This is a genomic window from Megasphaera sp. MJR8396C, from assembly GCF_001546855.1.
Taxonomy (GTDB): Bacteria; Bacillota; Negativicutes; order Veillonellales; family Megasphaeraceae; genus Megasphaera.
This window is the reverse complement of record NZ_KQ958204.1, coordinates 2,943-15,675: the sequence shown is the minus strand read 5'-3', so window position 1 is coordinate 15,675 and position 12,733 is coordinate 2,943. Positions and strand designations below refer to the sequence as shown.

12 protein-coding genes are annotated in these 12,733 nt (G+C 56.0%); 1 reads left to right on the top strand and 11 read right to left on the bottom strand.

Annotated elements, in window-relative coordinates:
- Nucleotides 1-109: 109 nt before the first annotated feature.
- The 11 genes from hutW to HMPREF3201_RS08905 all read right to left on the bottom strand — a co-directional run bounded on the left by hutW (nucleotide 110) and on the right by HMPREF3201_RS08905 (nucleotide 11,660).
- Complete coding sequence (gene hutW, locus HMPREF3201_RS08955) at nucleotides 110-1,660, bottom strand: heme anaerobic degradation radical SAM methyltransferase ChuW/HutW (protein ID WP_062412734.1); 1,551 nt, start codon at nucleotides 1,658-1,660, stop codon at nucleotides 110-112.
- Nucleotides 1,657-2,184 carry a flavodoxin family protein gene (locus tag HMPREF3201_RS08950; protein ID WP_062412733.1) on the bottom strand — a complete coding sequence of 176 codons (528 nt, stop codon included), beginning with the start codon at nucleotides 2,182-2,184 and terminating at the stop codon, nucleotides 1,657-1,659. The genes hutW and HMPREF3201_RS08950 overlap by 4 nt, the downstream gene beginning before the upstream one ends.
- A gap of 11 nt (nucleotides 2,185-2,195) precedes the next feature.
- Nucleotides 2,196-3,011: an energy transducer TonB gene (locus HMPREF3201_RS08945; protein WP_062412732.1), complete on the bottom strand. Its 816-nt coding sequence runs from the start codon at nucleotides 3,009-3,011 to the stop codon at nucleotides 2,196-2,198.
- A 5-nt stretch (nucleotides 3,012-3,016) separates the two neighbouring features.
- Complete coding sequence (locus HMPREF3201_RS08940; protein ID WP_062412731.1) at nucleotides 3,017-3,421, bottom strand: ExbD/TolR family protein; 405 nt, start codon at nucleotides 3,419-3,421, stop codon at nucleotides 3,017-3,019.
- A 10-nt stretch (nucleotides 3,422-3,431) separates the two neighbouring features.
- Nucleotides 3,432-4,043 (bottom strand): MotA/TolQ/ExbB proton channel family protein, encoded by a 612-nt coding sequence (locus tag HMPREF3201_RS08935; RefSeq protein ID WP_062412735.1) that lies wholly within the window; start codon nucleotides 4,041-4,043, stop codon nucleotides 3,432-3,434.
- Nucleotides 4,044-4,202: 159 nt separating this feature from the next.
- A complete protein-coding gene (locus tag HMPREF3201_RS08930) occupies nucleotides 4,203-5,924 on the bottom strand; it encodes an ABC transporter ATP-binding protein (RefSeq protein WP_062412730.1) in 1,722 nt (573 codons plus the stop codon).
- The gene (locus tag HMPREF3201_RS08925) at nucleotides 5,921-6,838 is read right to left on the bottom strand and encodes a ChaN family lipoprotein (RefSeq protein WP_062412729.1); all 918 of its coding nucleotides are present in this window, start codon (nucleotides 6,836-6,838) and stop codon (nucleotides 5,921-5,923) included. Before HMPREF3201_RS08925 ends, HMPREF3201_RS08930 begins: the two co-directional genes overlap by 4 nt.
- A gap of 12 nt (nucleotides 6,839-6,850) precedes the next feature.
- Nucleotides 6,851-8,881, bottom strand: coding sequence for a TonB-dependent receptor plug domain-containing protein (locus HMPREF3201_RS08920; protein ID WP_062412728.1), 2,031 nt, complete (start codon nucleotides 8,879-8,881; stop codon nucleotides 6,851-6,853).
- Nucleotides 8,882-8,902: 21 nt separating this feature from the next.
- Nucleotides 8,903-9,691, bottom strand: a complete 789-nt coding sequence (locus HMPREF3201_RS08915) for an ABC transporter ATP-binding protein (RefSeq protein ID WP_062412727.1) — start codon at nucleotides 9,689-9,691, stop codon at nucleotides 8,903-8,905.
- Nucleotides 9,688-10,710 (bottom strand): FecCD family ABC transporter permease, encoded by a 1,023-nt coding sequence (locus HMPREF3201_RS08910; RefSeq protein WP_062412726.1) that lies wholly within the window; start codon nucleotides 10,708-10,710, stop codon nucleotides 9,688-9,690. The genes HMPREF3201_RS08915 and HMPREF3201_RS08910 overlap by 4 nt, the downstream gene beginning before the upstream one ends.
- The gene (locus HMPREF3201_RS08905) at nucleotides 10,707-11,660 is read right to left on the bottom strand and encodes an ABC transporter substrate-binding protein (protein ID WP_231726839.1); all 954 of its coding nucleotides are present in this window, start codon (nucleotides 11,658-11,660) and stop codon (nucleotides 10,707-10,709) included. Before HMPREF3201_RS08905 ends, HMPREF3201_RS08910 begins: the two co-directional genes overlap by 4 nt.
- A gap of 464 nt (nucleotides 11,661-12,124) precedes the next feature.
- Here HMPREF3201_RS08905 and HMPREF3201_RS08900 point away from each other — a divergent pair, with 464 nt between their 5' ends.
- Nucleotides 12,125-12,379, top strand: coding sequence for a hypothetical protein (locus tag HMPREF3201_RS08900; protein WP_062412724.1), 255 nt, complete (start codon nucleotides 12,125-12,127; stop codon nucleotides 12,377-12,379).
- Nucleotides 12,380-12,733: the final 354 nt, after the last annotated feature.

Sequence of the window (12,733 nt, the reverse complement as noted above, 5' to 3'; positions counted from 1 at the left end):
TTTTATCATGCCTATTCGGCGCCAAAAAGACTGCTGTCCGAAGCAAGGGAGTGGCTTCAGACAGCAGTCCGTTCGGGCCGGGTGAAGGCACGGCCCATCTATAGGGGAGTTACATAGAACCCATGCGCTTCATGACAGCGCTCAGTTCTTCTGAAGAAAGATGCTGCATGGCTTCTGCCATTTTTTTCATGGCTTCCATACTGGGGCGGACGCCCTTTTCCTTCATTTTTTTCATAGCCTCGGTCATGGCGTCGGTCTTGGCCGAATCTTGGGCGGCGACACCGGCCAGATTCATGACCGTTTTCCCCGTCAAGAGATACTGCATGCTTTCAAGGGTCGTCTGAGTCAGGTTGACCTGCCAGAACTGGCCGGCTTCAGTCAGCATATGGAGGACGCCGTTATCGGTCACCAGCCCCCGTTCCTGCCAAAGGTCGTAGAGCCAGGTCAAATCCTGTAAGCGCTCGTCTTCGGCCATCAGGCTGCGAAGGTCCAGGTAGCCCTGTTCCATTTCGACTTGAACGCGGTCGATCAAGGGCTTCAAGGGCGACTGTTCCATGAGGGCCATAAAGGGTTTTTTCCCTTGGCTGACAAACATCTGATAAGGCGAAATGGCCCGGTGAAGCATCGTTTCGTAACCGTCGACGTGACCGCCGGCACCGCTGCCAAAGGGGAACATGGCCGCGCCGGACCGGGCCAGCACATTGTACAGGCTCCGCTCGCGGTTGGAACGGCTCCAATGGCAGATGTTGAGGCGCCGATAGGCTCGTTGTTCCAGATAGACTTTGGCCTCGTGGAACATCCGGGCCTGGACGGACGTTTCGGCGGCCGGCGCCAACCGACCTTCGGCGATGGCCTTATTCAAGTCGCTGCCGTCAAAAACGTTGAGCTGATATAAGTCGGCCCCGTCGGCGGCGCACTCCGTCAAGCGCTGCAGATCGTGGCGCCAGACATCCATGTTCTGACCGGGCAGGCCGTACATCAAGTCGATGATGAGGACCGCCTGGTTATAGGCCTTCAGGTCAGCTAAGCGCTGCAGCACCGTATCTTCGTCGTCGAGGCGGCCGACGGCGCGACGGACCGCCGTATCAAAGGACTGGACGCCTAGGGAGACGCGGTTGACGCCGTTGGCAAACCAAATATCCATCTTTTCCGGGACGACGTCGTGGACCCGCCCTTCCAAGGTCATTTCATAGTCGTTGGCCAGGGGCAGACAGCGGCGGATCGTCTTTAGGAGCAGGTCGGCATTGGCCGGCGACAGCGACGTCGGCGTACCGCCGCCGATGAAGACGGCGTGGATCAACCCATCCCGCAGGCGTGGGCTGTCGGCAGCCAGTTCCAGTTCATCGACGAGACAGCGGATGTATTCGTCTTCCGTCTCCTGCTGCGTTCCATTTTGAAAAAAGCCGCAGTACAAGCATTTTGTTTTGCAAAAAGGAATGTGGATATAAGCCGTTTGAACGTCGCGCCCTGTAGGCGGACGGCTCATGATGTCCTGCCAAATCTGCTGGGATTCAGCCGGGGCGATGAGCTGGCCGTGCAAGCCGGCGTGAACGACGCGCTTACGCGGAAAGGCGTGGCCTAAGGGATCGACGCCGGCGAGGCCAAACTGCAGGGCCTGCTGATCCGGCGGCAGACTGTCGTAGTAAGCCTGTAAGCTCATTGCCCGCCTCCTTCAAACCAATGGAGGATGTCGGCGGCAAAATCAAAGGCTCGCTGCAAGTCGGCTTCATCGGGGTGCTTAGCCGCTTCGGCATGGCGGGCATCCCGTTCCGGCGACCGGCCATGGGGATGGCCTTCGGGAAATTTTTTATACATCATTTCGATGATCTTGGGGTCGACGGCGCCTTGGCAGATGAAGGTCCCGACGACGTCCGTTTCTTTAGGAAGGAGCTTGGCCCCTTCATCGAGGCTCTTTTGCGCATGGTCCGACGTCGGATCGGCGCCCAGGGTGGCAAAGAGGGCGACATTCTTATGATGGAGCCCTTCAAGGAAGGTCTTGGCTTCGGCATTAGCCGTCCCCCGGTCGACCCAGTAACCGGCAAAGATCAGGTCGTAGGCCGAAAGGTCGGCCGGCGCTTCGGCCATGGAAAGGCAAGGTGTCCCTTCCGGCAGGGCGCTTTGGATGGCTTCAGCCACTTTTTTCGTATTTCCCGTGCGGGAAGAGTACAGTACAAGTATATTCATCATGATCCTCCTCACTGTAATTCAAAGGTAACAGGTACGTTAATGGTAATCTCCGATCCCGTCGGATTGGGATAGGGGCAGGCAGCATAGACGGCTTTCGTCGCCGCTTTCGCCAGCAGTCCGTCGCCGCTGGCCGAAACGCCGATGCAGTTGCCGCCGGCATCGAGGGTCACCGTCACGTAGACCGTCCCGGTCAGGCCCCGCTTCACGGCCATGGGCGGATAGGTTTTATTGGCGTTGACGGCCGACCAGAAGCCGTCCGTGTCAAAGGCGCCGGTTCCCGTACCTTCACTGCCGCTGTCGCCGCTGCCCTGCCCGCTTCCACTGCCTTCGCCGTAGCCTTGGCCATCGCCGACGCCGTCACCGACACCGCTTCCCGACCCGGAACCATAGCCTGAGCCGGTCCCGCTGCCGTCGCCGCTTCCCGTCCAGGTTCCACTGCCTTGACCAGTCGAATCACTGCCGCCAGAAGACGGCGCTGTGGCCGGATAGGATGACGGCGAGGCGGCACTGTCACTGACAGTCTGAGCCGGGATGTCGTGGGCTACCAAAGCCGACGAAGCCTGGGCGACTTGGGCCGTCCGTTCGGCGACGGCAGCCTCCGATAATTTATCGGGAAAGAGGTTGGCCGCTCCCCCGCCACCACCGCCGGCATGGCCGCTTCCGGCACCGGTCAGTTCCGAGGCATCGAGGTCGATGACGTACATTTTTTCTTCCTCATGTTGGGCTACGGAGCCGGCCAAAAAGCACATCAAGACACCAAAGACGACGGCGTGGATGATCAGCGATCCGCCATAGGCCTTTTTCCAGGAAATATGGCTGTCCATGGGCCTCACCCCTTCTGCTTAGCCGCAATGGCCAAGCGCTTGACGCCGGCAGATTTGAGCATATCCATGACGGCGACGACCTGACCGTGGGCCGTCCCCTTATCGGCCTGGAGGACGACGGCGGCATTGGCGTTCTCGGTCATATGCTGCTTCATCAAATCCGACGCCTCTTCCAGGCTGACGGGGCGATTATCGAGGGTGATATGGCCGTCTTTATCGACGGTGACGATCAAGGGCATTTGGGCCGGTGCCGACGCACTCTGGGCCTGAGGCAGCTGGACCGACAGTGCTTTCTGGGCGATGGTCTGCAAGCTGTTCATCATAAAGAAGACCAGGAGGAAAAAGATGATGTCGATCATGGGAATGATCATGAAGACCGGCTTTTTCTTCATTCTGACGTGAGAAAACATGATCTACCTCCTATGCCGCTTTCCGGGCCTGCATGACGTCGATGCAGACACGTTCCGTATCGGTCACGATGGCATCGAGCTGGTGTGAAAAGTAAGTGTAGACGCAGAAGGCCAGGATGGCTACGCAGAGCCCGGTCGCCGTGGCCACCAATGCTTCGCCGACGCCGCCGGTAATGGCCGACGCCCCGGCCCCGTTATCGAGGACGCTGAAGGTGCTGATCATGCCCGTAACCGTCCCCAACAGCCCTAAGAGCGGGGCAATGGTGACGATGGCGCTGAGATAGTCGAGGTAGCGTTGAAAACCGATGGCTTCTACGTGCATCTGTTCATGGAAAGCCGTCTTCATCTTATTTTCGTCACTGCCCTGTTTCAGGCCGTTAGCCACGATGCGGCTCATGGCCGTAGGAAATTTTTGGCAGAACTCATCGGCCCGGTCCCACTCCCGATCGCGGGCCGCCCGGCTCACACCGGCACAAAATTCCTTGGAACCCTTGCGGTTTACCCGGTAGTAGCCAAAGCGTTCGATGGCGATAGCTAATGTAAAAATAGACAACAGCAAGAGCGGATACATGACCAGACCGCCGCTGTGAAACAACTGTAAGGCATACTGAAAAGCTTCCATTTCGTTCACACGCTCCCTTTTATGAAACTAATTATCATTTGACGATGTCATTGTAACAGATTCCCGGGACCCCTTTCTACTCCAAGAGGACCAAAAAAAGCTCCATTCAGACATTCCCCCTAGGAAAAGGGTCAAAGCCGCGACACTATCCCCTTTTCATCACGACGTTGACTGAAACTGGGCCTGATATAAGTCGTAATACAATCCTTTTTGCTCCATCAGGTCCTCATGAGACCCCGATTCGGCAATGCCCTGACCGGTCAGGACGACGATGCGGTCGGCCTTTCGAATCGTCGCCAGGCGGTGGGCAATGATCAGCGTCGTCCGCTTTTCAGATAAGGCCGTCAAGGCCTGCTGGATCCGCTGCTCCGTTTCGTTGTCGAGAGACGACGTGGCCTCGTCGAGGATCAAGACGGGCGGATTTTTAAGAAAGATGCGGGCCATGGCAATGCGCTGTTTTTGACCGCCGGACAATAAGACGCCCCACTCGCCGACAAAGCTGTCATAACCTTCGGGCAGGGCCTCGATAAAGGCCGCTGCATCGGCTTTTTTAGCCGCCTCCTGAATGGCTTGGGGCAACGCTTGTTTATCACCGAGGGCAATGTTGTCCCCAATGGAACAGGCAAAGAGAAAGACGTCCTGCTGGACGATGCCCACAGCCTGCCGCAGCGACGCCAGGGTATAGTCACGGATATCCCGGCCGTCGAGGACGATGGAGCCGGCCGACACATCATAAAAACGAAGGGTGAGGCTGGCAATGCTGCTCTTACCGACGCCGGTCGCACCGACGATGGCCACGGTCTCCCCCGGTTCAACGGTCAAGTTGAAGTCCTGTAAAATCGCCTTATCACTCCCGGGATAGGCAAAGGAAACGTGGCGAAATTCAAGGCGTCCTTCAATCGCCTTGGCTTCGACGGCGCCGGGACGGTCGACGACATCGGCCTTTTGATCCATCAGGGCCGCATAACGGCGAAAGCCGGCCATACTGCGCTGATACTGTTCGGTCAGCATGGTCAGCTGCATGATGGGCCGGATGAAGAGCATGAGATACATCAGAAAGACGACTAAATCGGCGACCTTCATGGCCCCTTGGATGATAAAATAACTGCCGGCAGCGATGATGACCAGGTTATTGACATTGGTAAAAAAAAGGACCGTACTCATTAAATAGGCTTCTAAGCGGTTGGTCCGCCGCTGGGCCCTTTGCACGCCGAAACTGGCCCCTTCAAAGTGACGGAAAATATGTTTTTCACTGCCCAGAGCCTGAATGACCCGGACGGCGCTGAAGCTTTCGGAACAGACGGCGCTGAGGCGTCCCATCTCTTTGCGGGCTGCCAAAAAACTCCGCTTCATGCGCCGGTTGAGCCATATCGTATCGATGGTTTTCAAGGCCAGGACGAGGAGGACCAGACTGGCCAGCTGCCAATTCAGGCGGAACATAAAGAAGGCGCTGCCGACCATGGTAATGGTGCAGACCATGGCTAAATTCGGCAGCTGAAAGACAAGGCCGCCGATTTCCGAGATGTCACTGATGACGGTCGACACCAATTGCCCCGTTTGGACCTTGTCGAAAAAGGAAAAGCTCAGGCCTTCGATGTGTTCAAAGAGATGACAGCGCAAATCATGCTCGATGTGAGCCCCCATATTGCGGCCGCAGGCATAGACCGAAAAGGTCAGGACCAGACAGACGATGTAGAGTCCCAAGAGACCCAGTCCGTAGCGGAAAAGGTCGGCCAGATTCCCCGACGGCAGGACGACGTCGAGGATATGGCGGACGACCATGGGAAACAATGTTTCCAGGACAGCCGACAGGACCGATCCGATGAGGACCACGGCCAACAGCCGTCGGTAATCGCCATAACAGGCTAAAAACCGCTTCATGTGCCCCTTCCCACCTCGGCTTTAGGGACGACGATGACATAGTCGCCCTTATCTTTATAAAGGCTTTCGGCCCCTTCCCCAGCGGCAGCCGAGGTCTCAGCAAAGACCGGCGTAATGACCTGTATCGAAAGATCCGGACGGCGGCGGTGTAGCTGTTCGACAGAGCCCAAATAGTCGCCGCTGTGGACGGCGCCGGTCAGGTGGTAGACCAAATGATCCGGATGGGCCTCCTTATAAAGGGCGATGCTTTCGGCCATGACGTTGTCCTTTAAGGACTGGGCGGCAAAGAGGTTGGGAATCGTTTTTTCCGATACGGCCATGGCCCGGCCCTTCAAGGCCGTCATGATTTTGGCAAATTTTCGTTCATAGGCCAGGGAACTCGGATAAAGGGACGCCGGCAGATAGGGCTGCCATCTTTCCGGAATGTCGGCGAGGTTCCCCTCCTTGGCATAAGCCGCCGCAGCCGGCCGCGGAATAGCGGCGGCCACGACGGAGAGATGCTTTGCTTTGGCAAATTCGACGACAGGACGGTAAGCGTCTTTATAATTCGGCCAGGGACGGTTTTGGGCTAAATAAGCTTCTTCATCGATCCGTCCGTCGAGATAGTCGTCTAATACGGGCTGGGTGTCCTTTTCGGCCATTTCCAGCGACAGGGCCAGGTTACGCCCTTTGAGGCTGTATAAGGCTTGAAAGAGTTCGTCTTCCAGGTGGTGTATGGCGGCGTTGTCATGAAACTCGCCAAAAAAGAGTACGTCGGCCCCCTTCACCCGGCCAGCGAGTTCCGAGACCGAGAGGGTTTTCCCCGTCGCCGTTTCGACGATGTCCGGCTCTTGAGCCCAGCCGGTCAGGCCGGGCACGGTCAAAAAGAGTGCCCAGGCCCACAAGGTAAGCTGTTTTCGTAAACAAGGTTTCATCACGATGCCCCCTTACCATTTCCATTCGGCACCGATGCGCCACATGCGGCCGTCGACATAGATGTCATCGACTTTTTTATCGAAGATATCGTCGACGCCGCCGTAGATGGAAAAGCCGTCATCGAGTTTCTTGCGGAAGGAGAAGTTCAGCGTATTATAGGTATAATCCTGTCCGTCAAAGCGGTAGTCATTGCTGAACTGATCCCAAAGGACGGCACTGAAGCCTTTTTCCTTATGATCATCGTAGAGGAGCTGCAAGGTCGTCGTGTGCCGGGCCCGATAATTGAGGCGCTGTCCCGTCGTCCCATCGGTGGCATCGAGGTAGTTATGGGTCAGCTTCACGGTCCAGCGGTCATTCAGGCGATGCCCTAATTCACCTTCGACGCCGTTGATGCTGGCCTTGGCGATATTGATGTACTGGTAGGTCATATAGCCGATCTGAGCCGTTTCGATCAAGTTAGTGACCTTATTGTGGAAGTAGGTCAATTTTCCGAAGTTGCGGCCCTTATCGTATTCTACGCCGAAGTCGAAACTCGTCGATTTTTCCGGTTCCAAGTCGGGGTTGCCATAAATATTGACCGTCGTCGCTCCCATGGCCCGGTGCATTTCCATATAGAGTTCGCTAATGGACGGCGCCTTATATCCCTGGCCGTAATTCGATTTGAAGCGCCAGTTCTGATCGATGTTATAGGTCAGGCCAATCTTCGGTGTCGTCTGACTGCCGAACTGGCTGTTGTGTTCAATGCGAACGGATGGGATGAGCAGCAAGCGGTCGTTGACCTGCCACAGGTCTTCCACGTAGCCGGCATAAGAATTGACTTCGTGACCGGCTACGTCCTTATCGAGGCCGACGGACGAACCGGACAGGCGGGTCCCTTCGTATTTGAGCTTGCGGTATTCGCCGCCAAAAGTCAGGTTATGATGGTCGCCGACATACATCGTATCCCGGGCTTCGGTCACCCAGGTGCTGTAATTGGCTTTATCCATGTCAGCCTTCGGATACATGCCGCCTAAAATCGTTTCCATCATGCCCGGGAAGCTGGCCCGGTCGTTATAGATGACAGAATTTTTCTTCAGCTGGTTGTAATAGGTGCGGAACATATAGTCATTGCGCCCGGTCTTGCCCGTGTATTCGACGCTGGCCGCCCGTTCCTGTTCATGATAAAACTCCCGTTTATCCTGAGACGTGGCAAGTTTCATGGGACCCATAGCGTACCAGGCCGGGGCAAAATCAGACCGCAGGTCATCATTGTGATATTCCAGATCGAACCGCAGTTTATTGTTATTGCTGTTTTCAAAGTCATAGACGCTGGCCAAATGGTACATGCGACGCATGCCGTAGAAGGCGCGGTCATAGCCGTCGGTTACGGTGCTCGTACCGCGGCCGGACACGGTGCTGCTGTAGACGTAGCGGTTAAAGGGACGCTGGCGGTCCCAGCGGGCATCGAAGGACGTCGACCAACGATGGTGCTTGCCGAAGTCGACATTGACGTAGGTCGCCGTATTTTCCGTACCGGTGACGACCCCCACCGTGCCGCCGGCCTTATCGGGGACCTTGGTGATGATATTGATGACGCCGCCCATGGCATCGGACCCATAGAGGGAGCTCGACGGGCCGCGGACGATTTCGATGCGTTCAATATCGCTCAAATCGAGGCGTTCCAGGGCGTAAACGTTGGTCGTTACATCCGTATCTTCTGCGGCATAGCGTTTGCCGTCGACGAGGATCAAGGAGTGGTTGGTGCTCATGCCGCGGATCATGACGGCATTGCCGGTCATCCCCGCTTTGGCCAGGCTGACGTTATTGGCCAGCTGCAGGGCCGAGCGGACGTTAGCCGCCCCCATGCGTTCGAGATCGTCATGGGTCCAGACTTCAACGGCCTGGGGTACGGCCTTTACCTCTTCTTCGGTCTTGGTCGCCGTGACCACGACGTCTTTTAATTGGACCGGTTCTTCCGTGCCGGCATCGGCCGCCTGAATCGTTCCATACCAAGACGTCGTCATGAGTACGGCCAAGAGCGCCGTATAGTTGCGATAATTCATTTCCTTAACTCCTTCCAGCAATCACTGCGTCGCATAGGGCACACACAGTCGATACGTTCGGTTCCCGTCCTGTACCTCGGTCATCACCGCTTGGATTTGGTACAGCGGTTCAATAATGTCTCTGCAAAACACGTCTTCCACCGGTCCGTCGACGACGATGCGGCCTTTTTTGACGGCGATCAGCCGGTGGCTGTAGCGCGCGGCATGATTGAGATCGTGTAAGACCATGACGACCAGGACCTTCGTCGTGTCATAGAGGTGGGCGATGAGTTCCATTAAATCTAATTGATGGTGGATATCTAAGTACGTCGTCGGCTCATCGAGGAGAAGGACTTCCGGCTCCTTGGCTAAGGCCAGGGCCAGCCAGGCCCGCTGCCGTTCCCCACCGGAGAGCGCCGAAAGGCGTTTATGCTGCAGGTCGGTCATCCCCGTTCCGGCCAGGGCCTTGTCGGCGGCCTTAAGATCGTCATCGCCAAGGCTGGAAAAGAGGCCCTGGTACGGCAGGCGTCCCAATAAAACCAGGTCGCGGACGGTAATATCGCCAGGGGCCTGCATGGACTGGGGCATAAAGGAAATCATGCGGGCCAGGGCATCCGTCGAAAAGCGGTTCATATCGCGGCCGTTTAAATAGACCGTGCCGGCTGACGGCAAGAGCAGATGGGCCATGGTTTTCAATAAGGTCGATTTTCCCGACCCGTTGGGACCGATGATGGAGATGATTTCCGGCTTATCCAAGACGAGGTTCAAATCCTGAGCCACGACCTGGCTGCCATAGCGGATTTCCAGCCCCTTTAATTCAATAGGACTCATGTCGCATTCAGCCTCCGTCTCAATAAATATAGGAAAAAGGGTGCCCCGATAAAGGACATGAAGATGCCTACGGGAACTTCCATGGGGCTGAACAGCGTCCGGGCTGCCACGTCGGCGCCGGCCACTAAGACGGCGCCAAAGACGGCGCCAAAGACGGCCGAGCACGGTAAGAGGGGTTCAAAATCGGAACCGACGATGAGGCGCATGACGTGAGGCACGATGAGGCCGACGAAGCCCAAGAGGCCGGCTACGCTGACAGCCGAAGCCGCTAACAGGGCCGCCAAGGCGACCAGCATGGCCCTCGTCCGATTGACATGGACGCCCAGGGTCTGGGCCACGTCGTCGCCGAGCTGGAGGGCATTCAATCGCCGATAGAGGGCGACCGTCCCGGCCATGCCGACCAGGCTGTAGGGCAGGATCATGCGCACGCTCTGCCAACCGACACCGGCGAAGCCGCCGGCCATCCAGGACACGGTCCCCTGTACCTTATCGGAAAAGAAGACCGACAAGGCCGTCATGCCGCCGCCAAAGAAAGCGGCTACGGCCACGCCTGCCAGGACCAGGCGCAGGGGATTGACGCCCCGTTCCCAGGCCAGGAAAAAGACGATGGCTGCCGCTCCCAAGGCGCCGAAAAAGGCCGCCATAGGCACCCAGGCCGTAAGCGTCGGGGCCAGCATCATCAAGGCCATAGCCGCAAGGCCCGCCCCGGCCGAAATGCCGATGATGCCGGGATCGGCCAGGGGATTGCGAAGGACGCCTTGAAGGATGCAGCCCGATAAGGCCAGGTTGGCCCCGGCCAAGGCCGCACAGAGTCCGCGAGGGATGCGCAGGGTATAGATGATCTGATAGTCGTCCGTCGTCCCCGGCGCCTGTAAAGCCAGCCACACGTCGCGGAGGGGAATCGACACGGCACCGACGACAACGGCCAAGAGCAGGATGGCGATTAAAAGGACGATGCCGGCCAAGAGGACGGCCAAGCGCCGGACGGCTCGCTGTTGGGTGACCTTATCCGCCGTCATTGGGCACCTCCCCCATACAGGCAATCAGCCATGTATTCCATGGCGTCGGCAATGCGGCTGCCCGGATTGACCGTAAACAAGGCCGTCGGCAGTTCATAGACCCGCCCTTGGCGCACGGCCTGAACCTTATTCCAGGAATCGCTGTCGGCCATGGAAGCCTTAAAGCGTTCGGCTTCCCCCTGACTCTGGCCCATGGAGATGATGAAGATGACCTGCGGATCCTGACGAAGGACGTATTCCATGCTGAGGGGCACAAAAGGTTCGTGAGAACCGTCGGCCGTATCGGCAATATTCACGCCGTGAAGGCGACTCAAAAGGTCTCCGGAAAAACTGGCAGCCGTCGCCATATTGTTGCTGTCCGGTGAACTAAAGAGAATCAGCGCCCGGGAACTTTCCTTGCCGGCCGCTTTGGCAACGACGGCGTCGGCCCGCTGTTTGATATCCGCAGCGCGTTCGGCAGCTTCTTGTTCGTGACCGGTCAATTCGCCAAAAAATTTCAGCGTCTTAAGGCTGTCTTCCAACGAATCCAAAGAATTGATGTACAGCGGAATCCCATTTTGAGCCAGGGTCTGGCGAATCTGGTTATGGAAGGGGACGTTGATGCCAACGACTAAATCGGGATGGAGGGATAAAATGGTCTCCATATTGGGCCGATGAATGATGCCGACAGCCGGGATATCAGCCATGGCAGCCGCCAGTTCCGGCGACATGGAATCCGACGTCGGTTTTCCCACTACCGTATCCCTTCCGCCGGCAGCATCGTATAAGTCGAGATTGGATACATTCAAAAAAACGACCCGCCGGGGGTGAAGGGGTATCTCGACGGATGTGCCCGTCGCATCGACGACCTGACGAGTCGCTGTCGCTTCTGTTCGATCGGCCCCTGCCGTCATGAGCCAGGCTACGGCCGCCACGATGACAATTCCTAAAACAATTAGACTAGTGAGCAATACTTTACGCAAAAAATACCTCCATTGTGAACAAAATATCAATAAAAATAATAAAACAATAAGGCAGCCAGGCCCCATAAGGCACCTAATAAGCCAAAGCATTCACTGGTACCGTTGAACACGGCTTCTCCCTCTATGTGATACATCCCTACACCTCCCTTTCGCTGAAAATCATGGGAATCGCCGTATTCTAAGGGGTATGTCTCTGCCGGAAGAGGATATCGTAACGATGAATCCTCGATATTATCGATATTAATTTTCATTATGTCTTGTAACAAAATCATAACATATAACATTTTCAACAACCACTCCGTTTAGACAGAAAACAATCCATTTAGACATTTTTTTCACAATCTCCGGACTGATAAGTCTCAGTTTCCTTATCATTCTCATTTAATTTGACATATTGAGAATGAAGGTATATCATAAGGATAGATAACATCACATATCCGGAGGCGATTCTTATGAAATATACAACCTATCTCTTCTCGTATCTCATCATGCTGCCCTTGGCCGTCGCCGTCTTTATCATCGCCATGTTTACGGCCTGCGTCACTGTCGAAACCGTCCTCAAAGCCCTTATATGGCTGACGCACAGCACGATGACGACAGAAACCAGAAACCTGGCCGTCGTCATCGCCGCTGCTCCCCTTGCCCTGTGTTCCGCATCGTGGGTCCTAGCCCACACGGCCTGTCAGGTGCGTCATTATTTATCGTAAAAAATCATCGTCCTACGACAAAGCCCGCTCTCATCACGAGAACGGGCTTTGATCTTTTCTAGGTATTTCTCCAATTCGATACCCATAACAAAAGCCGATACCAGACATCTCAAATAGATGACGGTATCGGCTTTTCTCATAGCAGATTCAATGTTGCTCCCCTATATCCCCCTTTTATAAAAAGGAGTCACATCAGGGCTAAGAAAATAGGAATGCGACACATTGCTGTACATCATTAGCAAGTAGTCCTGAAGTCTCAGTCCCCTTACGGGGATTTTGGTAATGCGACAATCTTACGGATCATGATGCAACATTGGTTCGCAGGTTTCAGTCCCCTTACGGGGATTTTGGTAC